This is a genomic window from Streptomyces sp. NPDC002004, from assembly GCF_053593975.1.
In genome coordinates this window covers 49,282-74,932 of the sequence record NZ_JBSFDP010000033.1, presented here as the reverse complement: position 1 = coordinate 74,932, position 25,651 = coordinate 49,282, and the positions used below count along the sequence as shown (strand labels likewise).

The 25,651-nt window shown below is 71.1% G+C and carries 15 protein-coding genes, 1 tRNA gene and 1 rRNA gene; 13 read left to right on the top strand and 4 right to left on the bottom strand.

What is annotated here, in order from left to right; genetic code table 11:
• The 3 genes from rrf to ACWCP6_RS31000 all read left to right on the top strand — a co-directional run.
• Positions 1 to 79, top strand: a 5S ribosomal RNA gene (gene rrf / locus ACWCP6_RS31010); the annotation flags it as partial.
• 117 nt (positions 80 to 196) lie between these two features.
• Positions 197 to 880 (top strand): DegT/DnrJ/EryC1/StrS family aminotransferase, encoded by a 684-nt coding sequence (locus ACWCP6_RS31005; RefSeq protein WP_450935915.1) that lies wholly within the window; start codon positions 197 to 199, stop codon positions 878 to 880.
• A 141-nt stretch (positions 881 to 1,021) separates the two neighbouring features.
• Positions 1,022 to 1,094 (top strand) — tRNA-Thr (locus tag ACWCP6_RS31000).
• A gap of 108 nt (positions 1,095 to 1,202) precedes the next feature.
• Here ACWCP6_RS31000 and ACWCP6_RS30995 read toward each other — a convergent pair.
• A complete protein-coding gene (locus ACWCP6_RS30995; protein WP_450935914.1) occupies positions 1,203 to 3,923 on the bottom strand; it encodes a SpoIIE family protein phosphatase in 2,721 nt (906 codons plus the stop codon).
• A gap of 262 nt (positions 3,924 to 4,185) precedes the next feature.
• Here ACWCP6_RS30995 and ACWCP6_RS30990 point away from each other — a divergent pair, with 262 nt between their 5' ends.
• From ACWCP6_RS30990 to ACWCP6_RS30945, 10 genes are all read left to right on the top strand, one after another.
• Positions 4,186 to 9,669, top strand: coding sequence for a HAMP domain-containing protein (locus tag ACWCP6_RS30990; protein WP_450935913.1), 5,484 nt, complete (start codon positions 4,186 to 4,188; stop codon positions 9,667 to 9,669).
• A 293-nt stretch (positions 9,670 to 9,962) separates the two neighbouring features.
• Positions 9,963 to 10,646, top strand: a complete 684-nt coding sequence (locus tag ACWCP6_RS30985) for a response regulator (protein ID WP_450935912.1) — start codon at positions 9,963 to 9,965, stop codon at positions 10,644 to 10,646.
• Between the two features lie 168 nt (positions 10,647 to 10,814).
• Positions 10,815 to 13,559 carry a DNA translocase FtsK gene (locus tag ACWCP6_RS30980; protein WP_450935911.1) on the top strand — a complete coding sequence of 915 codons (2,745 nt, stop codon included), beginning with the start codon at positions 10,815 to 10,817 and terminating at the stop codon, positions 13,557 to 13,559.
• 279 nt (positions 13,560 to 13,838) lie between these two features.
• The gene (locus ACWCP6_RS30975; RefSeq protein ID WP_450935916.1) at positions 13,839 to 14,735 is read left to right on the top strand and encodes a helix-turn-helix domain-containing protein; all 897 of its coding nucleotides are present in this window, start codon (positions 13,839 to 13,841) and stop codon (positions 14,733 to 14,735) included.
• 144 nt (positions 14,736 to 14,879) lie between these two features.
• Positions 14,880 to 16,367, top strand: a complete 1,488-nt coding sequence (gene rimO / locus ACWCP6_RS30970) for a 30S ribosomal protein S12 methylthiotransferase RimO (RefSeq protein ID WP_450935910.1) — start codon at positions 14,880 to 14,882, stop codon at positions 16,365 to 16,367.
• The gene (pgsA, locus tag ACWCP6_RS30965; protein ID WP_450935909.1) at positions 16,364 to 17,158 is read left to right on the top strand and encodes a CDP-diacylglycerol--glycerol-3-phosphate 3-phosphatidyltransferase; all 795 of its coding nucleotides are present in this window, start codon (positions 16,364 to 16,366) and stop codon (positions 17,156 to 17,158) included. Before rimO ends, pgsA begins: the two co-directional genes overlap by 4 nt.
• On the top strand, positions 17,155 to 17,691 hold the full coding sequence (locus ACWCP6_RS30960; RefSeq protein ID WP_450935908.1) for a CinA family protein: 537 nt from the start codon (positions 17,155 to 17,157) through the stop codon (positions 17,689 to 17,691). The genes pgsA and ACWCP6_RS30960 overlap by 4 nt, the downstream gene beginning before the upstream one ends.
• 109 nt (positions 17,692 to 17,800) lie before the next feature.
• Positions 17,801 to 18,175, top strand: a complete 375-nt coding sequence (locus ACWCP6_RS30955; RefSeq protein WP_450935907.1) for a helix-turn-helix domain-containing protein — start codon at positions 17,801 to 17,803, stop codon at positions 18,173 to 18,175.
• A gap of 221 nt (positions 18,176 to 18,396) precedes the next feature.
• Positions 18,397 to 18,867 (top strand): Dps family protein, encoded by a 471-nt coding sequence (locus ACWCP6_RS30950; RefSeq protein WP_450935906.1) that lies wholly within the window; start codon positions 18,397 to 18,399, stop codon positions 18,865 to 18,867.
• A gap of 47 nt (positions 18,868 to 18,914) precedes the next feature.
• Positions 18,915 to 19,178 carry a hypothetical protein gene (locus ACWCP6_RS30945; protein WP_450935905.1) on the top strand — a complete coding sequence of 88 codons (264 nt, stop codon included), beginning with the start codon at positions 18,915 to 18,917 and terminating at the stop codon, positions 19,176 to 19,178.
• On the opposite strand, the gene ACWCP6_RS30940 is transcribed toward ACWCP6_RS30945, so the two are convergent.
• From ACWCP6_RS30940 to ACWCP6_RS30930, 3 genes are all read right to left on the bottom strand, one after another.
• Positions 19,126 to 19,890 carry an SDR family NAD(P)-dependent oxidoreductase gene (locus ACWCP6_RS30940; protein WP_450935904.1) on the bottom strand — a complete coding sequence of 255 codons (765 nt, stop codon included), beginning with the start codon at positions 19,888 to 19,890 and terminating at the stop codon, positions 19,126 to 19,128. The two genes, ACWCP6_RS30945 and ACWCP6_RS30940, sit on opposite strands and share 53 nt — an antisense overlap.
• A gap of 32 nt (positions 19,891 to 19,922) precedes the next feature.
• The gene (locus ACWCP6_RS30935; RefSeq protein ID WP_450935903.1) at positions 19,923 to 20,750 is read right to left on the bottom strand and encodes an Fpg/Nei family DNA glycosylase; all 828 of its coding nucleotides are present in this window, start codon (positions 20,748 to 20,750) and stop codon (positions 19,923 to 19,925) included.
• Positions 20,751 to 20,830: 80 nt separating this feature from the next.
• The gene (locus ACWCP6_RS30930; RefSeq protein WP_450935902.1) at positions 20,831 to 25,591 is read right to left on the bottom strand and encodes an ATP-dependent helicase; all 4,761 of its coding nucleotides are present in this window, start codon (positions 25,589 to 25,591) and stop codon (positions 20,831 to 20,833) included.
• Positions 25,592 to 25,651 lie beyond the last annotated feature (60 nt).

Genomic DNA, 25,651 nt, shown 5'->3' with positions numbered 1-25,651 from the left:
TCCGAACCCGGAAGCTAAGCCTCACAGCGCCGATGGTACTGCAGGGGGGACCCTGTGGGAGAGTAGGACGCCGCCGAACAAATTTTGAGAAGAGCTGGTCCCTGAACGAGAGTTCAGGGACCAGCTCTTTTTTGTTGTGCGCCGCCTTTGTTGTGCGTCACCTGCCGTTCACGTCGCGCGACGAACATCCGTTGCCATGGGCACAGTGGGAATGCTGCGAGCAGCAGGCATCGGAGCCGGGGACGAGGTCGTCGTGCCGGCGTTCGGCAACGTCGAGGTCGCTGAGGCGGTCGTCGAGGCCGGCGCCCTGCCCGTCTTCGCCGACATAGACGGTGGAACGTACTGCCTCGACCCCCAGGCCGTCACCTCGGTCGTGAACCCCCGAACCGCCGCGGTCATCGTGGTCCACCGGTTCGGCCGGCCCGCCGACACGACCCGGCTTCGGGAGCTCGGACAGCGACACGGCCTCCTCGTGCTGGAACACGGCGAGTCGGACGCGCCGTACGACGAGGTCGCGCAGCGGCGCGAGCGGGCCGCGTACCTCGACGGACGGCTCACCGGCGTCATCACGCCGGACGGCGGCGAAGGGCACACCTACCAGCAGTACGTCGTGCGGGTACCGGGCAACGGGCGGCCTGACCGGGACGCCTTCGCCCGTGCCGTACGGGCGCGCGGAGTCGACTGCCGCGTACCCGTGAAGACGCCCGTGCACCGGCTGCCCGGATTCCGGCGGAGCGTGTTCCTGCCCGAGACCGAGCGGGCCGCCGACGAGACGCTGACGCTGCCCGTCGACGCCTCGCTGACGCGGCGGGAGATGCAGCGGATCGTCTCTGCGTGCAATGCACTCGGCGGGCTGCTGCAGCCGGCTCCCGCCTTCTAGACGGGCCCTTCTCCGTCCGGGGTCCGCTTCCGCCCTCCCTCGGGAACCCGGACCCGAGTTCCATGGGCAGTGGTTCGGAGCACCGTCGTGTGCAGGGTATGATTCTTTTCGTTGCCGCGCGGGAAACCGCGATGGGAACAGGCCCCTATAGCTCAGTCGGTAGAGCGTCTCCATGGTAAGGAGAAGGTCAACGGTTCGATTCCGTTTGGGGGCTCGGTAGTTGAGAAGGTCCTCACCCGAAAGGGTGGGGACCTTTTTCGTGTGAGGCGTGCGCTTGTCCGTGTGCCCGGCGCGAGAACGCCCCGGGCACACGACCCGGGGCTCAGTCCTTCTGCAGCCCCGGGACCCGCATCGCAAGAATCGCCATGTCGTCCGACGGGGCATCCGACGCAAAGCGTTCCACGGCGCGCATGATGCGTGCCGCCACGGCGCCGGCCGTCAGACCCGTACAGGTGCTCAGGACGTCCGCGAGGCCGTCGTCGCCGAGCATCCGGGTTCCCTCGCGACGCTCGGTCACACCGTCCGTGACGCACAGCAGCACATCGCCCGGGTCGAGGGTGACGCGCTGCTCGTACAACTCCAGGTCGTCCATCACACCGAGCAGCGGCTGTGGCTCGGCCGCGGGCTCCACCGAGCCGTCCTGCCGCAGGCGCAGCGGGAGCGGATGGCCCGCGCAGACCACCTTGAGGACGGCGCTGCCGTCCTCCTGGGGCCACAGCTCGCCGTACAGGAGCGTCAGGAACCGGCTGCGGGCGCCCTCGTCGAGGATCGCGGCGTTCAGGCGCTCCAGGACCGCAGGACCGCCGAAGCCCTCACGGGCCAGCAGCCGCAGGGCGTGGCGGGCGAGGCCCGTGACGGCCGCGGCCTCGGGGCCCGTGCCGCAGACGTCGCCGATCGCGAACCCGTAGGCGCCGTCCCGGATGGGGAAGAGATCGTAGAAGTCTCCGCCGACCTCGTTGCCCTCGCCGGCCGCGCGGTAGATGACCTCGACCTCGACGCCCGGGACGTGCGGCAGCTCCGGGGGCAGCAGGCTGCGCTGGAGGGACTGGCTGATGGCCGTGCGCTCCGAGTACAGGCGGGCGTTGTCGAGGGCGAGTGCCGCACGACGGCTGAGGTCCTCGGCGAGTTCCAGGATCTCCTGGCGGAAGTGCTCGTCGGAGGGCTTGCCGAGGGTCAGCATGCCGATGACGCGGTTGCGGGCGACCAGCGGCAGGACGACGGTCTCCCCGCCGACCGCCGAAGCGGTCGCGTGGGTCGTGCCGATGCCGGTGCTCACCGTGGAGGGCTCGAGGCCCAGACTGCGCATCGAGGTGCGCAGGGCGGCCTGGTGCGCGGCCTCGGCCGGCGCGTTCCAGACGCGGGCGCCGGGCGTGGGCACCGGGTCGGGCGGGGCGATGCGGGAGAGCAGGGCCTTGAGGCCGTCGATGCGTTCCTCGTCCTCGTGCAGCACGTAGGAGAGATAGGGCTCCGACGACTGGTCGGCGATCGTGTAGACGGCGCACCAGGTGGCCAGCGTCGGGACCGTCATCTGCGCCATCAGGGCGAGGGTCTGGTCGCGGTCGAGGGTTCCGGCGAGGAGGTCGGACGCCTCGACGAGGAAGGACAACGAGCCGCGGCGCAGGCGTTCCAGCTCGCCCAGACGAGCCGACTCGACGGCGAGCGCGATCCGGTCCGCCGCGAACTGCAGGCGCAGGGCCTCCTCGTTGGAGTAGCGGTCGGGGGACTCCGCCGCGACGCCGAGGGAGCCCGTGAGGCGGCCCTCGACCTTCAGCGGGACCGTGACGACCGACCGCATGCCGGTGCCGCTCAGCAGGGGTACGGCGCCGGGCACCACCGTCAGGTCCTCGTGGACCGCCGGCATCCGGGCCGAGCCGTAGCGGCCGGGACCCGCCTCGACGGGCACACGGGCGAACCGCTGGCGGGCGGAGGGCAGCCCGGTGGAGGCGCGGACCTCCAACTCGGTCTCGTCGTCGGTGGCGAGGAGCAGGAAGGCGGCGTCGCCGTCGAGCATGTCGCGGGCGCGTTCCACGGTGCGCTGCAACAGCCCGTCCAGGTCGTCCGGGGCGGGAGAGCCGATGAACACCTCGAACGGGTCCGAACCCTGCCCGTCCGGGGCGGTGCCCGTGTCGGGGGCCGGGATGCGCAACGGGGTCTGGAGGACAGCGCGTTCGTGGTCGCGTACGAGGAGGCAGACCGTGGACGGTTCGCCGTCCGTGTCACGGACCCTCAGGTGCGAGGCGTAGACGGGCATGACGCGGCCGTCGGCGCCGCGGATGCCGTAGCTGCCCTCCCAGCGGGAGAGCTGCAGGGCCTCCGCGATGCCGGTGCTGGTGCCCGGGGTGTGCGGCCAGGCCGCGAGGTCGGTGAGGGGCTTTCCGGTGACCTGTTCGGCGGCGTATCCGAACAGATCGCCGGCGTCCTCGTTCCATGCGGTGATGGCGCCGGTGCGGTCGATCTGGACGACCGCGACACGGACCCGGCCGTCGGCCGCCGGGAGCATGCTCGCGGGCAGCGACGGGCCGGCCGTGCGGGTGCCCACCGCGCGTTCCGGCAGGGCGAGTTGGAACCAGACCAGCTTGTGGGTCGGTGTGTACTCGACGCCCCAGCGGGTGGCGAGCGCCGCGCACAGCTGGAGGCCGCGGCCGCCCTCGCGGTCGGGGCTGCCCATGTTGACGGCCGACTGCTGGAGCGGGATCTCACGCTCCGGATAGCGGTCGGACACCTCGATGCGCACGCCGTCCTCGGCGCGCAGGCACAGCACCTCGGCGGAGGTGCCGGCGTGGACCACGGCGTTCGTGACGAGCTCGCTGGTGAGGACCACCGCGTCGTCGACGATGTCGGGGAAGCCCCAGCCCTGGAGGGTGTCCCGGACGAAGGAACGCGCCGTCGCGACAGAGCGTCCGACGGGGGCGAAGGTGGCAGCCGCGCGCGCGGTGATCACAGAACTCCTCGTCCGATTGTCCGTGCCCGGGGTTCCTCGGCGGTCCTCGTGCGCTCGCCGGGACCCCGGGGGGTGTCCCCCGGGCACATGCAGTCCGGTCATGCCTGCGGCCGCCCCTCCGATGCCCGTTCGTTCCAGTGCCACCGCCCAGGCCGGGCGGACCGGGGTGGGTGGACAGCCGCATGCAAGGTTACTTACCTTCGCGGTCCATGCGGATGCCGCCCGCGTGTGTTTCCGCCCGGAGGGTGTGCGGACGGTGTGCGAAGCTGCCGAACTGTTATGGCCTGGTTCTGCCAAGGTGAAACACTGGGCAAGCTTCAAGTGAGAGCCCGAGCACAAGGTCGACCCCTGCGGGAGGGACACGGTGGAGTCTGGCGGAGCGACGCGAGGCACGAGCGCGCGCGCGAAAAGCGGACAGCCCCTGACGAAACCGCGCAAAAAGCGGGGTGGGACGACGGCGGTGGACGAAGCGGCGCTGGAGCGGCTGCTCCAGGCGCTGGTGTCCATGCGGGACGGGAACTTCCGCAAGCGGCTGACGGTCTCGGGTGACGGTGTGATGGCCGAGATCGCGGCGGTCTTCAACGAGGTCGCCGACCGGAACCTGCACCTCACGGGTGAGCTGTCGCGGGTGCGGCGCGTGGTCGGGCGTGAGGGAAAGCTCACGGAACGGCTGGAGGTCGGGGCCTGCGAGGGCTCCTGGATGGCCGCGATCAACGCGTCGAACGCCCTGGTCGACGATCTGGTGCGCCCCGTGTCCGAGGTCGGGCGCGTGCTCTCCGCGGTCGCGGACGGCGATCTGGAGCAGCGCATGGAGCTGCGGACCCAGTCGCCGGACGGCACCGGCCATCCGCTGCGCGGTGAGTTCCTGAAGGTCGGGCGCACCGTCAACAACCTGGTGGACCAGCTGTCGACGTTCACCGACGAGGTCACACGGGTGGCCAGCGAGGTCGGTACGGAGGGCAAGCTCGGCGGTCAGGCCCGGGTGCGCGGCATGTCCGGTTCGTGGAAGGACCTCACGGATTCGGTCAATACGATGGCGTACCGGCTGACCGCGCAGGTGCGTGACATTGCTCTCGTCACCACCGCAGTGGCCAAGGGTGACTTGTCCCGGAAGGTCACGGTCCATGTGGCCGGCGAGATGCTGGAGCTGAAGAACACCGTCAACACGATGGTGGACCAGCTGTCGTCGTTCGGTGCCGAGGTGACCCGGGTCGCGCGCGAGGTCGGCACCGAGGGTGAACTCGGCGGCCAGGCACAGGTGCCGGGTGTGGCGGGCGTGTGGAAGGACCTCACCGATTCGGTGAACCTGATGGCTGGCAACCTCACGGCCCAGGTCCGCGGAATCGCCCAGGTCACCACCGCCGTGGCGAACGGCGACCTGTCGCAGAAGGTGACGGTGAGCGCACGCGGCGAGGTCGCCCAGCTCGCCGACACCATCAACCAGATGACGGAGACGCTGCGCACCTTCGCCGACGAGGTCACGCGCGTGGCCAACGAGGTCGGCGGGGAGGGCCGGCTCGGCGGTCAGGCGAACGTGCCGGGCGCGGCGGGGACGTGGAAGGACCTCACCGACTCGGTGAACACGGTCTTCCGGAACCTCACCACCCAGGTGCGCGACATCGCCGCAGTGACGACGGCGGTGGCCAACGGTGACCTGTCGCAGAAGGTCACCGTCGATGTCGCGGGCGAGATGCTGGAGCTGAAGAACACCGTCAACACGATGGTGGACCAGCTGTCGTCGTTCGGTGCCGAGGTGACCCGGGTCGCGCGGGAGGTCGGCGTCGAGGGTGAACTCGGCGGCCAGGCACAGGTGCCGGGCGCGGCTGGGACGTGGAAGGACCTCACCGACTCCGTCAACACGGCGTTCCGCAACCTCACCGGTCAGGTGCGCAACATCGCCCAGGTGACGACGGCGGTGGCGAACGGTGACCTGTCGCAGAAGGTCACCGTCGACGTGTCCGGCGAGATGCTCCAGCTGAAGAACACCGTCAACACGATGGTGGACCAGCTCTCGTCGTTCGCCGACCAGGTCACGCGCATGGCCCGCGACGTGGGCACGGAGGGCCGGCTCGGCGGCCAGGCGCGCGTGGACGGCGTCAGCGGTACGTGGAAGGAACTCACCGACTCCGTCAACTTCATGGCCGGAAATCTCACCTCCCAGGTACGTCAGATCGCCCAGGTGACGACGGCGGTGGCGCGCGGTGATCTGTCGCAGAAGATCGACGTGGACGCGCGCGGGGAGATCCTGGAGCTGAAGAGCACCATCAACACGATGGTGGACCAGCTCTCCGCCTTCGCGGACCAGGTGACCCGGGTGGCCCGCGAGGTGGGCACCGAGGGCCGTCTCGGCGGTCAGGCGCAGGTGCCGGGCGTTGCCGGTGTGTGGCGTGACCTCACGGACTCCGTGAACGGCATGGCCGGCAACCTGACGGCCCAGGTGCGCAACATCGCCCAGGTCTCGACGGCGGTGGCGCGCGGTGATCTGTCGCAGAAGATCGACGTGGACGCGCGCGGGGAGATCCTGGAGCTGAAGAACACCATCAACACGATGGTCGACCAGCTCTCCAGCTTCGCGGACCAGGTGACCCGGGTGGCCCGCGAGGTGGGCACCGAGGGCATCCTCGGCGGACAGGCCGAGGTGCAGGGTGTCTCCGGCACCTGGAAGGACCTCACCCAGTCCGTGAACTTCATGGCCAACAACCTCACCATCCAGGTGCGCAACATCTCCGAGGTGACCACCGCGGTCGCCAAGGGCGACCTGTCGAAGAAGATCACCGTCGACGCCAAGGGCGAGATCCTCGAACTCGTCACCACCGTCAACACGATGGTCGACCAGCTGTCCAACTTCGCCGAGCAGGTGACCCGGGTGGCCCGTGAGGTGGGTACCGAGGGCAACCTGGGCGGCCAGGCCCGGGTGCCCGGTGTGACCGGCATCTGGAAGGACCTGAGCGACAACGTCAACGTGATGGCGAACAACCTGACCAATCAGGTGCGCAACATCTCGCAGGTCGCGACGGCAGTCGCCAACGGCGACCTCACGAAGAAGGTCACCGTCGAGGCGAGCGGTGAGGTCGCGCAGCTCGCGGACACCGTCAACACGATGGTCAAGACGCTGAGTTCGTTCGCGGACCAGGTGACCCGGGTGGCCCGCGAGGTGGGCACGGACGGCATCCTCGGCGGCCAGGCACGCGTACCGGGCGTCTCCGGCACGTGGAAGGACCTCACCGAGTCCGTGAACGGCATGGCGTCCAACCTGACCGGTCAGGTGCGCAACATCGCCATGGTCACGACCGCGATCGCCAAGGGTGACCTCACCAAGAAGATCGACATCGACGCGCGCGGCGAGATCCTCGAACTGAAGACCACCATCAACACGATGGTGGACCAGCTCTCCAGCTTCGCCGAGGAGGTCACCCGGGTGGCCCGCGAGGTGGGCACCGAGGGTCAACTGGGCGGCCAGGCACGGGTACGGGACGTCGACGGTACCTGGCGCGATCTCACCGAGTCCGTGAACGAGATGGCCGGAAACCTCACCCGCCAGGTGCGTGCGATCGCGGCGGTCGCCATGGCGGTGACCCGCGGCGACCTCAACCTGAAGATCGATGTGGACGCCTCCGGGGAGATCAAGGACCTCCAGGACAGCATCAACACGATGATCGCGAATCTCCGCGACACCACGCTCGCCAACAAGGAGCAGGACTGGCTCAAGGGCAACCTGGCCCGGATCTCCGGTCTGATGCAGGGCCGCCGGGACCTGGACGACGTGGCCTCGCTGATCATGAGCGAGCTCACCCCGGTGGTCTCCGCGCAGCACGGTGCGTTCTTCCTGGCGATGCCGACGGATGACGCACAGGACCTCGGCAGCATGCACGACGACGACTACGAACTCCGCATGCTCGGCTCGTACGGCTATTCGATGGGTTCGATGCCGACGTCCTTCCGTCCCGGGGAGACGCTGATCGGGACGGCGGCCAAGGAGAAGCGGTCGATCCTCGTCGAGAACGTCCCGCCGGGCTATCTGAAGATCGCCTCCGGGCTCGGCGAGGCGCCGCCCGCCCATGTGATCGTGCTGCCGGTGCTCTTCGAGGGCACGGTGCTCGGTGTGATCGAGCTGGCCTCGTTCCAGCCGTTCACACAGATCCAGAAGGACTTCCTCAGCCAGATCGCCGAGATGATCGCGACGAGCGTCAACACCATCAGCGTCAACACCAAGACCGAGGTGCTGCTGAAGCAGTCGCAGGAGCTGACCGAGCAGCTGCGGGAGCGCTCGGCCGAGCTGGAGAACCGGCAGAAGGCCCTCCAGTCGTCCAACGCCGAACTGGAGGACAAGGCCGAGCTGCTGGCGCAGCAGAACCGCGACATCGAGGTGAAGAACACCGAGATCGAGGAGGCCCGCCAGGTCCTGGAGGAGCGCGCCGAACAGCTCGCGGTCTCCATGCGCTACAAGTCGGAGTTCCTGGCCAACATGTCGCACGAGCTGCGCACGCCGCTCAACTCGCTGCTGATTCTGGCCAAGTTGCTCGCCGACAACGCCGACACGAACCTCACCCCCAAGCAGGTCGAGTTCGCCGAGACGATCCACGGCGCGGGATCCGACCTGCTCCAGCTGATCAACGACATCCTCGACCTGTCGAAGGTCGAGGCCGGCAAGATGGACGTCTCGCCGACGCGTATCGCCCTGGTGCAGCTCGTCGACTACGTGGAGGCCACCTTCCGGCCGCTGACCGCCGAGAAGGGTCTCGACTTCTCCGTACGGGTGTCCCCGGAGCTGCCCGCGACGCTGCACACCGACGAGCAGCGGCTGTTGCAGGTGCTGCGCAACCTGCTGTCCAACGCGGTGAAGTTCACCGACTCCGGCGCGGTCGAGCTGGTGATCCGGACGGCCGGCGCCGATGTGCCCGTGGCGATCCGGGAGCAGTTGCTGGAGTCGGGGTCGCTGCAGGATCCGGACGCCGAGCTGATCGCGTTCTCGGTGACCGACACCGGTATCGGGATCGCCGCGAGCAAGATGCGGGTGATCTTCGAGGCGTTCAAGCAGGCGGACGGAACGACGAGCCGCAAGTACGGCGGCACCGGCCTCGGCCTGTCCATCAGCCGGGAGATCGCACGGCTGCTCGGCGGTGAGATCCACGCCCAGAGCGAGCCGGGCCGCGGGTCCACGTTCACGCTGTACCTGCCGCTGCACCCGAGTGAACTGCCGCCGCAGGGCTTCGCCCAGGTCGAGGCGCCCGTCGAGCCCGGCGGTGCGTTCGTCGCGGCGGTGGAGAGCCCGGAGCTCGACATCGAGACGCCCGCCGAGGTCAGGTCCTACCAGGACGCCCAGAGCGGCCCTGCCGCCCTCTTCCGGCGCCGCCGCCGGGCGGACGCGGCCGGCAGGCCCCCGGCGCTCCCGGGGCAGTCGACGGCCGCTCAGGAGCAGTGGACCGGCGAGGTGCAGGAGGCGCTGCCCCAACGGGGCCGCGGCGTACGCTTCGACGGCGAGAAGGTACTCATCGTCGACGACGACATCCGCAATGTGTTCGCGCTGACCAGCGTGCTGGAGCAGCACGGCCTGTCGGTGCTGTACGCGGAGAACGGCCGTGAGGGCATCGAGGTGCTGGAGCAGCACGACGACGTCACGGTCGTCCTGATGGACATCATGATGCCGGAGATGGACGGGTACGCGACGACGACGGCGATCCGCAGGATGCCGCAGTTCGAGGGTCTGCCGATCATCGCGCTCACCGCGAAGGCCATGAAGGGCGACCGCGAGAAGGCCATCGAGTCCGGTGCGTCCGACTACGTCACGAAGCCGGTCGATCCGGATCATCTGCTCTCGGTCATGGAGCGCTGGATGCACGAAGAGTGACGAAGGAAACAGGCGCGCCGCGCTTCCCCTGAAGGGTGGCGGTGGGTGACGGTGGAGGGGCGGCAACCGGCAATTTTGCTGACTGAGTGTTGCCGAGCCCGTGTAGGAACCCGGTATCCGGGGAACCTTCTGGTCTCCCACTGCGTTTCTGCTACGTGCACAGTGACATCGCGGTGACAGGGTGTGGCGACAGGCGGGGTGCGGCTACCATGACCGGCACAAGGACGGGCGGCGGTAGGGAGTCGTCCCGTGGGGCGGCGCCCGGTGCACTGCCGGGACGAGGAGGGCGGGCCATGGTGCAGAAGGCCAAGATCCTCCTGGTCGATGACCGGCCGGAGAATCTGCTGGCGCTGGAGGCCATCCTCTCTGCGCTCGATCAGACACTGGTTCGGGCATCGTCCGGGGAGGAAGCGCTCAAAGCACTGCTCACGGACGATTTCGCGGTCATTCTGCTGGACGTCCAGATGCCGGGGATGGACGGTTTCGAGACCGCCGCGCACATCAAGCGGCGGGAGCGGACCCGGGACATCCCGATCATCTTCCTGACCGCCATCAACCACGGTCCGCACCACACGTTCCGTGGGTACGCGGCCGGAGCGGTCGACTACATCTCCAAGCCGTTCGACCCGTGGGTGCTGCGCGCCAAGGTCTCGGTGTTCGTCGAGCTGTACATGAAGAACTGCCAACTGCGGGAGCAGGCGGCGCTGCTGCGGCTTCAGCTCGAGGGCGGCGGCAAGAGCGCCGTCGGCGACGCCAAGGAGCCCGCGGGGCTGCTCGCCGAGCTCTCCGCCCGCCTCGCCGCCGTCGAGGAGCAGGCGGAGGCCCTGTCGAAGCAGCTCGACGACGACTCGGCGGACGCGGCGGCGGTGGCCACGGCCGCCCATCTGGAGCGCAAACTGACCGGCCTGCGCAGGGCGCTGGACGCGTTGGAGCCGGGGACGGGCAGCGACACGCCCTCGGTGCCCTCGCAGAACTGACGGCAGTACACGGCCGCCGTGGGTCCGGAACACCGGGCGCTCCGGCGGCCCTTCACTGCCGCACCCCGGTGAGACCTCGTCAGTTGCCGGTGACCGCAGGGGCGACACGAACGGGTGAAGCAGTGGGCACACGTGTCCGCAGTGGTCGTCACCGGTAACCTCACACCCATGGCCCCACGTCAGCCCGCAGCCAAGAAGACGCCCGCGAAGAAGGCGGCCGCGCCGACGAAGGCCACGGCGAGGAAGGCCCCTGCTAAGAAGGCGCCCGCGAAGAAGACCCCGGCCAGGAAGGCGCCCGCCAAGAAGGCCGTGGCGAAGAAGACCGCGCCCAGGCCGGCGCCCAGTCCCACCGGTGGCCTCTACCGTCTCGTACGCGCGGTCTGGCTGGGCGCGGCGCACGCCGTCGGGGCGCTGTTCCGCGGCATAGGGCGGGGCGCGAAGGGACTCGATCCGGCGCACCGCAAGGACGGCCTCGCGCTGTTGCTGCTGGGCATCGCGCTGATCGTCGCCGCCGGTACCTGGTCCAACCTCCGCGGCCCCGTGGGCGACCTGGTGGAGCTGCTCGTCACCGGCGCCTTCGGCCGCCTCGATCTGCTCGTGCCGATCCTGGTCGCGATCATCGCGGCCCGTCTCATCCGGCACCCCGAGAAGCCGGAGGCCAACGGCCGGATCGTCATCGGCCTGTCCGCGCTCGTCATCGGTGTGCTCGGCCAGGTCCACGTGGCCTGCGGCGATCCCGCCCGCAGCGACGGCATGCAGGCCATAAGGGACGCCGGCGGCCTGATCGGCTGGGGCGCTGCCACCCCCCTGACGTACACGATGGGCGATGTGCTGGCGGTGCCCCTGCTGGTGCTGCTCACCGTCTTCGGGCTGCTCGTCGTCACGGCGACGCCCGTCAACGCCATCCCGCAGCGGCTGCGGCTCCTCGGCACCAGGCTGGGCCTGATCCAGGACCCGGAGGGGGAGACGTACGAGTCCGGATCCCCGGGCGAGGACGACGAGCGGTACGAGGAGCAGTGGCGCGAGGCGCTGCCCGCCCGCTCCCGGCGACGTGCTCCCGGCCCCGAGGCGTACGCCCCCGAGCAGGCCGAGCAGGAGGCGCTCTCCAAGCGCAGCAGGCCGCGCCGGGCCTCCGTGCAGCCCGACGCGTCGCGCCCCCTGGACGCCGTCGACGTGGCCGCTGCGGCGGCCGCCGCCCTCGACGGCGCCGTCCTGCACGGCATGCCGCCGTCGCCGCTGGTCGCGGACCTCACCCAGGGCGTCTCCACGGAGCGGGTGCCGGAGCGTACGGCCCCGGTTCCGACGGCACGTGCCGAGGAGGTGACGGCGCCGAAGGAGGAGCCGAAGGCCTCCTCGCCGGTGCCGGACCTGACCAAGGCCGCGCCCGACGCATCCCGCGACCTGCCGCCGCGCGCCGAGCAGCTCCAGCTCTCCGGCGACATCACCTACGCCCTGCCGGGGCTCGACCAGCTGGAGCGAGGCGGGCCGGGCAAGTCGCGCAGCGCCGCCAACGACGCGGTGGTCGCCTCGCTGACGAACGTCTTCGCCGAGTTCAAGGTCGACGCCGCCGTCACCGGCTTCACCCGCGGGCCGACGGTCACGCGGTACGAGGTGGAGCTCGGCCCCGCCGTGAAGGTCGAGCGGATCACGGCGCTGACCAAGAACATCGCCTATGCCGTGGCCAGCCCGGACGTGCGGATCATCAGCCCGATCCCGGGCAAGTCCGCGGTCGGCATCGAGATCCCGAACACCGACCGCGAGATGGTCAAGCTCGGCGACGTGCTGCGGCTCGCGGAGGCGGCCGAGGACGACCACCCGATGCTGGTCGGGCTGGGCAAGGACGTCGAGGGCGGCTATGTGATGGCCAACCTCGCGAAGATGCCGCACATCCTCGTGGCCGGCGCCACCGGCTCCGGCAAGTCGTCCTGCATCAACTGCCTGATCACCTCGATCATGATGCGGGCCACCCCCGAGGACGTGCGCTTGGTGCTCGTCGACCCCAAGCGCGTCGAGCTGACCGCGTACGAGGGCATCCCGCACCTGATCACGCCGATCATCACCAACCCCAAGCGCGCGGCCGAGGCGCTCCAGTGGGTCGTACGCGAGATGGACCTGCGCTACGACGACCTGGCGGCGTACGGATTCCGGCATATCGACGACTTCAACCAGGCCGTGCGCACCGGCAAGGTGAAGCCCCCCGAGGGCAGCGAGCGGGAGCTCCAGCCCTACCCGTATCTGCTGGTGATCGTCGACGAGCTCGCCGACCTGATGATGGTGGCGCCGCGCGACGTCGAGGACTCGATCGTGCGCATCACGCAGCTCGCGCGCGCGGCCGGCATCCACCTGGTGCTCGCAACCCAGCGGCCGTCCGTCGACGTCGTCACCGGCCTGATCAAGGCGAACGTGCCGTCCCGGCTCGCGTTCGCCACCTCCTCGCTCGCCGACTCGCGGGTCATCCTCGACCAGCCCGGCGCCGAGAAGCTGATCGGCAAGGGCGACGGGCTGTTCCTGCCGATGGGAGCGAGCAAGCCGACCCGTATGCAGGGCGCCTTCGTCACCGAGGAGGAGGTGGCCCAGGTCGTCCGGCACTGCAAGGAGCAGATGACGCCCGTCTTCCGGGAGGACGTCACCGTCGGCTCCAAGCAGAAGAAGGAGATCGACGAGGACATCGGCGACGACCTGGACCTGCTCTGCCAGGCGGCCGAACTGGTGGTCTCCACGCAGTTCGGCTCCACCTCGATGCTCCAGCGCAAGCTCCGCGTCGGCTTCGCGAAGGCAGGGCGGCTCATGGACCTCATGGAGTCGCGGGGCGTCGTCGGCCCGAGCGAGGGATCCAAGGCACGTGACGTTCTGGTGAAACCTGACGACCTGGATGGAGTGCTCGCGGTGATCCGCGGGGAGGCTCAACCGTAGCGGCGTACATACTGCTGAGAGGCAGAGCTCAGCGCCGCTGAGACAACAGCACCTACACCTCGCCGAGACCCAACCGTAAAGGTTCCGAGAGCAACCGTTTCCCCGTGGCGTACGTCAAGTTGAGGGGGACGCAAGGAACCTGCCTCACCCTCGGGAAGTCCCGCTGTTCGTACGGCGTGCGAATGGCGTACAAAGTCGGACCGCCCGGTTGCCCCACCCTTTCGTACCCCCCCTAGACTGAACCTCCAGCAGGTGGCTGCACGCTCGAAAGGCGCCCTCGTGTCCATCGGCAACTCCCCTGAAGACGACCGCCCCTCGGCGCAGGACCGTCCTTCGGACGACCATCTGGCCGATAGCCCCGCGGAGCCCGATCTGTTCCCGGCGGACGACTGGCTCTCGGTCGGCCGTGCCCTTCAGCAGGCGCGTATGGACGCGGGGCTCACCGTCGACGACATCAGCACCGCCACCCGGGTGCGCATCCCGATCGTGCAGGCGATCGAGCAGGACGACTTCACCCGATGCGGCGGCGATGTGTACGCGCGCGGCCACATCAGGACCCTGGCGCGAGCCGTGGGCATCGATCCCGCCCCGCTCGTGGCCCGGTACGACGCCGATCACGGCGGGCGCCCCTCGCCGACCCCGGCCGCACCCCTGTTCGAGGCCGAGCGCATCCGTGCGGAGCCGCGTCGGCCCAACTGGACCGCGGCCATGGTCGCCGCGATCGTCGCCGTGATCGCTTTCGTCGGGTTCACCCTCGTGAAGGGCGGCACCAGTGACGGGGCGGACCGAAGCCAGACCGCCGAGGGCGGCTCCACGCCGTCGGCCAGCAAGTCCGCGCCCAAGCCGACGCCGAGCAGCAAGCCCGCCGAGACAAAGTCGGACCCGTCCGACAGTGCCATCGCGGCCGCGCCCCGCGACAAGGTCACCGTCGTGCTGAACGCCGCGGACGGCCGCAGTTGGATCTCCGCCAAGGACCACAACGGCCGGCAGCTCTTCGACGGCACCCTGGAGAAGGGCCAGACGAAGACCTTCCAGGACGACTCCAAGATCGACCTCGTGCTCGGGGACGCGGGCGCCATCCAGCTGGTGGTCAACGGCAAGCAGATCCAGGACAAGTTCCAGCCGGGACAGGTCGAGCGCCTGTCGTACACGAAGGGCGACCCCGAGGCCGGGTGAGTCCCCCCGGGGCCGTCCGCACGGCCCCGGGACCGGTCCCGGACGCAGGCTTCCGGGGTCGAACCGGACGTATGTGCGAGGGCCGTCAAGATCGGGCAACCCTCGCGGGCGGGGCCGTCAGTGGGACGAAGTAGTCTTGAGCCCATGCCCGAACGCCGCACCGTCGCTCTCGTCACTCTTGGCTGCGCCCGTAACGAGGTGGACTCGGAGGAGCTCGCAGGCCGCTTGGAGGCGGACGGCTGGCAGCTCGTCGAGGACGCCCAGGACGCGGACGTCGCCGTCGTCAACACCTGCGGCTTCGTGGAAGCCGCCAAGAAGGACTCCGTCGACGCCCTCCTGGAGGCCAACGACCTCAAGGGCCAGGGCAGAACCCAGGCGGTCGTCGCCGTGGGATGCATGGCCGAGCGGTACGGCAAGGACCTCGCCGAGGCGCTTCCGGAAGCGGACGGCGTGCTCGGCTTCGACGACTACGCGGACATCTCGGACCGGCTCCAGACGATCCTGGGCGGCGGCATCCACGCCTCGCACACCCCGCGCGACCGGCGCAAGCTGCTGCCGATCAGCCCCGCCGAGCGGCAGCAGGCCGGTGCGGACGTGGCGCTTCCCGGGCACGCCCCCGCCGAGACCCCGGCCCCCGCGGACCTCCCGGAGGGGGTGGCGCCCGCCTCGGGCCCGCGCGCCCCGCTGCGCCGCCGCCTCGGCACCTCGCCCGTCGCCTCGGTGAAGCTGGCCTCCGGCTGCGACCGGCGGTGCTCGTTCTGCGCCATCCCGTCCTTCCGCGGCTCCTTCATCTCGCGCCGCCCCTCGGACGTGCTGGGCGAGACCCGCTGGCTGGCCGAGCAGGGCGTCAAGGAGATCATGCTGGTCTCCGAGAACAACACCTCCTACGGCAAGGACCTCGGCGACATCCGCCTGCTGGAGACGCTGCTGCCGGAACTCGCCGCGGTCGACGGCATCGAGCGGGTCCGCGTCAGCTACCTCCAGCCCGCCGAGATGCGTCCGGGCCTCATCGACGCCCTGACCTCCACCGAGAAGGTCGTGCCGTACTTCGACCTGTCCTTCCAGCACTCCGCGCCCGGCGTGCTGCGCGCCATGCGGCGCTTCGGCGACACCGACCGCTTCCTGGACCTGCTCGACCAGATCCGAGCCAAGGCCCCGCAGGCCGGTGTCCGGTCCAACTTCATCGTCGGCTTCCCCGGCGAGACCGAGGACGACCTCGCGGAGCTCGAGCGCTTCCTGAACGGCGCCCGGCTCGACGCCATCGGGGTCTTCGGCTACTCGGACGAGGAGGGCACGGAAGCGGCCTCGTACGAGAACAAGCTCGACGAGGACGTCGTGGCCGAGCGCCTCGCGCACATCTCGCGGCTCGCCGAGGAACTGGTCTCGCAGCGTGCCGACGAGCGGCTGGGCGAGACCCTCGAGGTCCTGGTCGAGTCCCTGGACGACGAGGAGGGCGCGGTCGGCCGCGCCGCCCACCAGGCGCCCGAGACGGACGGGCAGGTCCGGCTCACGAGCGGCGAAGGCCTGAGCGTCGGTCGTATGGTCGAGGCAAAGGTGGTCGGTACGGAAGGTGTCGACCTGGTGGCCGAGGTCATCGACGGCGGCGCATGTTCCGAGGAGGCGGGCAGATGACCGGAGTCCCGGCATCCGCAACGGGCGGTTCCGGCAGGCCGGCGCCCGGCGGCAAGCTGGGCGCTGCGGCCGTCAACCAGGCCAGCCTGTGGAACATCGCCAATATCCTCACCATGATCCGGCTGCTGCTCGTGCCGGGATTCGTGGCGCTGATGCTGGCGGACGGCGGATACGACCCCGGAATGCGCTCGCTCGCCTGGGCCGCGTTCGCCATCGCCATGATCACGGACCTCTTCGACGGGCACCTCGCGCGCACGTACAACCTGGTCACGGACTTCGGGAAGATCGCCGACCCGATCGCCGACAAGGCGATCATGGGTGCGGCGCTGATCTGTCTGTCCTTCCTCGGCGATCTGCCGTGGTGGGTGACGGGCGTGATCCTGGGCCGTGAGCTGGGGATCACACTGCTGCGCTTCTGGGTGATCCGCTACGGGGTCATCCCGGCCAGCCGCGGCGGCAAGCTGAAGACGCTCGCCCAGGGCACGGCCGTCGGCATGTACGTCCTGGCGCTGACCGGACCGCTGGCCACCCTGCGTTTCTGGGTGATGGCGGTGGCGGTCGTCCTGACCGTCGTGACCGGCCTCGACTATGTGAAACAGGCCGTTGTGCTGCGCCGGCAGGGAATGGCGGAGGCGCGCCGCAGCGCTGCGGAAGCCGGGGCGGCCGGGGCTCATGCAGCCGCCGGGGCAGACGGGGAGCAGCCGGGCGCGCGGGAGCCGCGAGGTGCCGGGGAGACGGCTCCGGCCGGGACCGCGGCATCCGCATCGGCCGACGGGGAGCCGGAGCGATGACCTCCGGGGCCGCCGAGGCAGTGCGCCGGCTGACGTCGAGGGGCGAGACCCTTGCCGTCGCCGAGTCCCTGACCGGCGGTCTGGTGGCGGCCCGCATCACGGATGTACCCGGGGCCTCCAAGGTCTTCCGCGGCTCCGTGACGGCGTACGCGACCGACCTGAAGCGGGACCTGCTGGGTGTCGACGGCGCCCTGCTGGACAGCAGCGGAGCCGTGGACCCCGGGGTCGCCCTTGAGATGGCGGCCGGGGTGCGCAAGGCGCTCGGAGCGGACTGGGGCCTCGCGACGACCGGCGTCGCCGGGCCCGACGCCCAGGACGGCCGGCCGGTCGGCACGGTGTTCGTCGCCGTGCACGGGCCGACCGGTGGCGGGAAAGTGGCCGCCCTGCGGTTGAACGGTGACCGTTCGGAAATCCGTATGGAGAGTGTACGGAGCGTGCTCGATCTGCTCCTGGAGGAGCTCATCGGCGCACGTACCGGCGAACGTACCGGGAATGAACGGGCACAGGATACGGAACAGAACGGGGGGACTTGATGTTTGCAGCCCTGAGTGAACACGACATCGCTCCCCGCACGGCCGCGGCGCGAGGCGGTACGGTGGGGCGTGAAGGATGCGGCTACACGGTCCGAGGAGGGAGCCACCGATGATTTTGCTCCGTCGCCTGCTGGGTGACGTGCTGCGTCGGCAGCGCCAGCGCCAGGGCCGTACTCTGCGCGAAGTCTCCTCGTCCGCCCGAGTCTCGCTCGGCTATCTCTCCGAGGTGGAGCGGGGGCAGAAGGAGGCTTCCTCCGAGCTGCTCTCCGCAATCTGCGACGCGCTTGACGTACGGATGTCCGAACTCATGCGCGAGGTGAGCGACGAGCTCGCTCTCGCCGAGCTGGCCGAGTCGGCGGCAGCCACTGAGCCGGTGCGTGCACCGGTACGCCCGATGCTCAATTCCGTCTCGGTGACCGGAGTGCCGCCGGAACGGGTGACGATCAAGGCGCCTACGGAAGCAGTGGACGTAGTCGCCGCCTGACGCCCCGGGGTGCGGACAGCCCCTGCGTCGACGCCTACGCATGACAAGAGCCCCGGCCGATGGCCGGGGCTCTCGCGTGTGCCCGGGGGCCACTGCCGGGGCTTCCCGGCAGCCGTACCGCCCGGACACCGCCGCATTCCTCGAGTGACCGGCTTTGCGGCTTTATGTCATGGTTGATGGAGCTGGGGGTCGGGCTGGACCGAGTGCCTGGAGGATGACGGATGTACGTCGTGAAGAGCCCGCTGTCCGAGACGGACCAGAAGACCGTCGGGAACGCTCTGCAGGGCGCGCTCGTGGATCTGCTCGACCTCTCGCTGGTCGCCAAGCAGGTGCACTGGAACATCGTCGGGCCGCGCTTCCGCTCCGTGCACCTCCAGCTGGACGAGGTCGTCGACACCGCACGGCTCCACTCCGACACCGTGGCCGAGCGGGCTGCGACCCTGGGGATCCCGCCCGACGGGCGGGCCGGGACCGTGGCGGGGACCAGCGGGATCGGGGCGGTACGGGAGGGCTGGGTGCAGGACGCGGACGCCGTCAGCACGCTCGTGGACGCGCTCGGCGCCGTCATCACCCGTATGCGTGAACGCATCGACGCCACCGGTGACCCGGATCCCGTCAGCCAGGACATCTTCATCGGAATCACGGCGGACCTCGAAAAGCACCATTGGATGTTCCAGGCGGAGAACGGCTGAGGCCGTGGTCCCCGGCATATGTGCGGCCGCGGCCTGAGGTGGCGGCCTTGGACGGACGAATACCGCGCGGGGTGCCCCTCGCCGTGCTCGTCGTGCTGGGCGCCCTCTGGTGGTGGGCGGTGCTCCGGCTCGCCCTGATGCCCGATGCCGGTCTCCTGGAGGGTGCCGTCGCCACGGGCGGCTGGGGGCTGAGTCTGCTCCCCGTGCACTGCGTGCCCAAGGAGAACGACCGGTCCGGGGTGCGGGGCGTCATCGGGGCTACCAGGGCATGGCGACGCCGCCGTTCGGGCGCAGGATCTGGCCCGTCGTGAACGCGGCCGCGTCCGAGGCCAGGTGCAGTACGGCATGCGCGACGTCCTCCGGCTCGCCGACCCGGCCCAGGGGGGACATGCGCACCATCAGGGCCTCCGTGTGCGCCTGGGCGCGAGGGTCGTGGCGCTCGGTCATCGGGGTCCTGATCCACCCGGGCGCGACGGCGTTCACCCTGATCCCGTGCGGCCCCACCTCGGTGGCCAGCGTCTTCGTCAGCTGGACTACCGCGGCCTTCGCGACGCCGTAGCAGAGCAGGCCCGGGCCCCCGGTGTCGACGGCGCCCGAGGCCATGGTGACGATGCTGCCGCGGGTACCTGAGGCGATCATGGCCTCGGCGGCCTCCTGGCAGGCGTGGAGCACGCCCTTGAAGTTGACGTTCAGCACCCGGTCGAGGTCCTCGTCCCGGGTCTCCAGCACGGGGCTGCTGTGCATGATCCCGGCGACGGCGGCCAGCACGTCCAGACGGTCGCAGGACCGGACGGCCCGTCGTAGCGCTGCGCGGTCGGTGACGTCGAGGACGTGCAGGTGCGCGACACCGCCGGCTCCCTTGACCAGTGCCGCGGTCTCCTCCAGGCCGGCGGCGTCCAGGTCCGCGCCGTGCACGACGGCCCCGGCCCGTGCCAGCAGCACGGCGACGGCACGGCCGATCCCGCTCGCGGCGCCGGTGACGAAGGCGGTGCGTCCCGTGAGGTCGTACGCGGCGACAGGCATGAAGGGACCGTACGAGCATTTCTGACGGTCCGTCAATTGGTTGGGCGGGAGCGGCCGGTACGGGGCGCGGGCGCCGGGCCCGGCTGGCAGGCCGGGCACCAGTAGGTCGGGCGGTCCTTGGTGCCGTCCCCCTGGTCCGCCGCGCGGACCGGGGTGCCGCAGCGCAGGCACGGGCGCGGGGCCCGGCCGTACACGAACAGGCGCTGGTCGCGGTGGCCGGTGGTGGAGCGGGCGGGACGATCGCGGTTCGCCTCGAGCAGCCTCTTCGCGAGGGCCGGCAGACGCTCGGCGGTCTCCGGCGGCAGCTCGCCGACGGGAAGCCACGGAGTGGCGCGGAGCAGGAAGCACAGCTCGGACTTGTAGACGTTGCCGATGCCCGCGAGATTGCGCTGGTCGAGCAGGGCCTCGCCGAGGGGCCGGCCGGGGTCCCGGAGGAGGTTCTCCAGGGCCAGCGCCGGGTCCCAGTCCGGCCCGAGCAGATCGGGCCCCAGGTGCCCGACCGCCTTCTCCTCGTCGGCCGTGCGGAGCAGTTCGAGGACGGGGAGCCGGTACCCGACGGCCGTGCGGTCGGCGGTGCCGAGAATCGCACGGATCTGGTGTCCGGGCCCGCCGCGCCAGGGCTCGCCCGCCGCGTACACCTTCCATGCGCCGTCCATCCGCAGATGGGAGTGCAGGGTGAGACCGCCCTCGATACGGGTCAGCAGATGCTTGCCGCGCGGTGTGACGTCCAGGACGGTGCGGCCCGTGAGGTCGGCCGTCGCATACCGCGGCACCCGCAGATCGGACCGCACGAGCACCCGTCCCGCGAGCGCGGTGTGCAGTCGGCGTGCGGTCTGCCAGACGGTGTCTCCTTCGGGCATGGAACCAGAGTGGCACGCGGGACGGCCGTATCCGGGCGGGCTTACCGTCCCGAGTGATGCATCCGCGCCCGCGGACCCCGTCACGCCCGTATCCGCAGCCCCCGGGGAGTCGCGTGGAAGCCCGACGTCTCCAGGAGCACACCGAGCGGCGAGGTGAGGGCCGAGACGCCGTTGATGCGCTCCACGGTGACCGTACCGAGGGCGCCGTCGCGGGCCGCGGTCGTGAGCGCCTCGGCCGCCGCGACGAGCCGGGGGTCGTCGGGCGCAGCCGGTTCCTCCGGGTTCGTCGGCCAGGCCAGCAGGGTCTTGCCGCCGCGCTCCATGTACAGGGTGAGCTCGCCGTCGACCAGGACGACCAGGGAACCGGCCTTGCGGCCCGGCTTGTGCCCGGCGCCGGTCGGCGGCTCGGGCCAGGGCAGGGCCGCCCCGTACGCGTTCGCCGGGTCGGCGGCGGCCAGCACCACACTGCGGAGGGCGGCGGAGCGCGGCCCCGCGCCGGGAAGGCCGGCGCCGAACCCAACGCCGGCGGCATCGCCCCCGAAGCCGTTCCCGGAGAAGCCGCCGGAGGGGAAGCCCGCCTGCGCAGCCAGGGCCGATTCGCCCCGCTCACGGGCGTTCGCCGCGGCGCGCAGCCGGTCCACCGCGCCGTCCATCGCGAACTGGGCGGCGCCCAGTCCCTCCACCACATAGCCCCGACGGGCCTGACCGCTCTCCTCGAACGCCGACAGCACGCGGTACGTCGCCGAGAAGCCGCCCTCGATCCCCTCCGCGGCGACCGCTCCCCGCGTCACCACCCCGTGCCGGTCGAGCAGGGTGCGGGCCACCGCGTGCGCGCGCACCGTGGAGTCCGGCTCCCGGGCGGGCAGCAGTGACCAGCGGCCCGCGACGGTGGGCGGGCCACCGCGCGAGGCCGGCCGGGCGGCGGCCGTCAGCGTGCCGTAGCGTCCGCGCGGCACGGCCCGCTTCGCGCGGTGCGCCGTGGAGCCTGCCGTGCGCCCCGAACCCAGCAGGGCGCGGAGCGGGGCCAGTGTGTCGTTCGTGAGCCGCCCCGTCCAGGCCAGATCCCAGAGGGCGTCGGCCAGTTGGGGATCGGTGACCTCGGGGTGCGTGGTGGCGCGGACCTGGTCGGCGATCTGACGGAAGAACAGGCCGTAGCCCCCGGACAGCGTGTCCAGGACGGACTGGTGCAGTGCCGTCGGTTCGAGCGGGTGCGGGGCCGGCAGCAGCAGCGGAGCGGCGTCCGCGAGATAGAGCGAGACCCAGCCGTCCTTGCCCGGGAGCGATCCCGCCCCTGACCACACCACCTCTCCGGCGGCGGTGAGTTCGTCCAGCATCGCCGGTGTGTATCCCCGCACCCGGGACGGCAGGACCAGCTTCTCCAGCGCGGACGCGGGAACGGACGCCCCCTGCAACTGCTCGACGGCGCGCACCAGTCCGTCGATGCCGCGCAGCTCCTGCCCGCCCAGGTGCTGCCACTGCGGCAGGAACTGGGCGAGCGCGGCGGGCGGCACCGGCTCCAGCTCGTGCCGCAGCGCCGCGAGCGACCGGCGGCGCAGCCGGCGCAGCACCGCCGCGTCGCACCACTCCTGTCCGATGCCCGCGGGGTGGAACTCGCCCTGGACGACGCGCCCGGCCGCGGCGAGCCGCTGGAGGGCGCCGTCCGTGACCGCCGTGCCCAGGCCGAACCGCGCCGCCGCCGTCGCCGATGTGAACGGGCCGTGGGTGCGCGCGTACCGCGCGAGGAGGTCGCCCAGCGGATCCTTCACCGGCTCCGTGAAAGCCTCCGGCACCCCCACGGGCAGGGCCGTGCCCAGGGCGTCCCGCAGCCGCCCCGCGTCCTCGACCGCCGCCCAGTGGTCCGCGCCCGCGATACGGACCCGGATCGCGCGCCGGGCCCCGGCCAGCTCCTCCGCCCAGCCGGGGTCGGCGCCGCGCTCGACCAGCTCGGCCCGGGTGAGCGGCCCGAGCAGCCGCAGCACGTCCGCGACGCCCTCGACGTCCTTGACGCGCCGGTCCTCGGTCAGCCACTGGAGCTCGCGCTCCAGCTCCGTCAGCACCTCCGCGTCCAGCAGCTCGCGCAGCTCCGCCTGGCCCAGCAGTTCGGCGAGCAGCCGCGAGTCCAGGGAGAGCGCCGCGGCGCGCCGCTCGGCGAGCGGTGAGTCGCCCTCGTACAGGAACTGGGCGACGTAACCGAACAGCAGCGAGCGGGCGAACGGCGACGGCTCCGGGGTGGTCACCTCGACGAGCCGCACCTTGCGGGACTCGATGTCGCCCATCAGCTCGGTGAGACCGGGGACGTCGAAGACGTCCTGGAGGCATTCGCGCACGGCCTCCAGCACGATGGGGAAGGAGCCGAACTCGCTCGCCACCTGGAGGAGCTGAGCGGCGCGCTGGCGCTGCTGCCACAGGGGGGTGCGCTTGCCCGGGTTGCGGCGCGGCAGCAGCAGCGCACGGGCGGCGCACTCGCGGAACCGCGAGGCGAAGAGCGCCGAGCCGCCCACCTGGTCGGTGACGATCCCGTCGACCTCGCCCTTGTCGAAGGCGACGTCCGCCGCACCGACGGGTGCCTGCTCGGCGTCGTACTCGGTGCCCGGCTTCGAGGGCTCCTGGTCGAGCAGGTCCAGGCCCATCAGGTCGGCGTCCGGCAGGCGCAGCACGATGCCGTCGTCGGCGTGCATGACCTGAGCGTCCATGCCGTACCGCTCGGAGAGCCGGGCGCCGAGGGCGAGCGCCCAGGGGGCGTGCACCTGGGCGCCGAACGGCGAGTGCACGACGACCCGCCAGTCGCCCAGCTCGTCCCGGAACCGCTCGACGACGATCGTCCGGTCGTCCGGCACATGGCCGCAGGCCTCGCGCTGCTCCGCCAGATACGCCAGCACGTTGTCCGCCGCCCAGGCGTCGAGCCCGGCGGCCAGCAGACGCAGACGCGCGTCGTCCTTCGGCAGGGAACCGATCTCGCGCAGGAACGCGCCCACCGCCCGGCCCAGTTCGAGCGGGCGGCCCAGCTGGTCGCCCTTCCAGAACGGGAGCCGGCCCGGAACCCCCGGAGCGGGGGAGACCAGGACCCGGTCACGGGTGATGTCCTCGATCCGCCAGGAACTGGTGCCCAGGGTGAACACATCGCCCACCCGGGACTCGTAGACCATCTCCTCGTCCAGCTCGCCGACCCGGCCGCCGCCCTTCTTCGGGTCGGACCCGGCGAGGAACACCCCGAACAGGCCGCGGTCCGGGATCGTGCCGCCCGAGGTGACGGCCAGCCGCTGCGCGCCCGGCCTGCCGGTGACCGTCCCGGCGACCCGGTCCCACACCACGCGCGGGCGCAACTCCGCGAAGGCATCGGACGGATAGCGGCCGGCGAGCATGTCCAGCACGGCCGTGAAGGCCGACTCGGGAAGCGACGCGAAGGGGGCCGCCCGGCGCACCGTGGCGAGGAGGTCGTCGACCTGCCACGTGTCCAGGGCCGTCATCGCGACGAGCTGCTGCGCCAGGACGTCCAGCGGGTTGGCGGGCACCCTTAGGGACTCGATGGAGCCGGAGCGCATGCGCTCCGTGACCACCGCCGATTGCACCAGGTCGCCCCGGTACTTCGGGAAGACCACACCCCGGGAGACCGCCCCCACCTGGTGTCCCGCACGGCCGACCCGCTGGAGACCGGAGGCCACGGACGGCGGCGACTCGACCTGCACCACCAGGTCCACGGCGCCCATGTCGATGCCCAGCTCCAGGCTGGACGTGGCGACCACGGCCGGCAGCCGGCCCGCCTTCAGGTCCTCCTCGACCAGGGCCCGCTGCTCCTTGGAGACCGAACCGTGGTGCGCGCGGGCGATCACGGCGGGCGCACCCTGGGCCGCCCCGGAGCCGCCCATGAGCTCGGCCGGCGAGTGGTGCTCCGCCAAGGCCTCGCCGGTCGCCCGCTCGTACGCGATCTCGTTCAGCCGGTTGCACAGACGCTCCGCGAGACGGCGCGAGTTGGCGAAGACGATGGTCGAGCGGTGCGCCTGGACGAGGTCGGTGATCCGCTCCTCGACGTGCGGCCAGATCGAGGGCCGCTCCGCGCCCTGCTCGGAGTCCGCGACCGGGGAGCCGCCCAGCTCCCCGAGGTCCTCGACGGGGACGACCACCGAGAGGTCGAACTCCTTGCCCGACGGCGGCTGGACGACCTCCACCTTGCGGCGGGGGGACAGATAGCGGGCCACCTCGTCCACCGGACGCACGGTCGCCGACAGGCCGATCCGCCGCGCGGGCCGGGGCAGCAGCTCGTCCAGCCGCTCCAGGGACAGGGCCAGATGGGCGCCGCGCTTGGTGCCCGCCACCGCGTGCACCTCGTCCAGGATCACCGTCTCGACACCCGTGAGCGCGTCCCGCGTCGCGGACGTCAGCATCAGGAACAGCGACTCGGGCGTGGTGATCAGGATGTCCGGCGGGCGGGTGGCCAGGGCGCGGCGCTCCGCGGCAGGCGTGTCGCCCGAGCGGATGCCGACCTTGACCTCGGGTTCGGGCTGCCCGAGCCGCACCGCCTCCTGCCGGATGCCGGTGAGCGGGCTGCGCAGATTGCGCTCGACGTCGACCGCGAGGGCCTTCAGCGGCGACACGTACAGCACCCGGCAGCGCTTCTTCGGGTCGGCGGGCGGCGGGGTCGAGGCGAGCTGGTCCAGCGCGGCGAGGAACGCGGCCAGCGTCTTGCCCGAGCCGGTCGGCGCCACCACCAGCACGTCCGAGCCCTCGGCGATGGCACGCCATGCCCCGGCCTGGGCGGCGGTGGGCGCGGAAAACGCCCCCGTGAACCAGCCGCGGGTCGCGGGGGAGAACGCCTCGAGGGCACGATGCGTGGGGCTGACCATGTCCCCATCCTGCACCCGGCCACCGACAAACGTGCTGACCTGCACAAACACCATCGGATC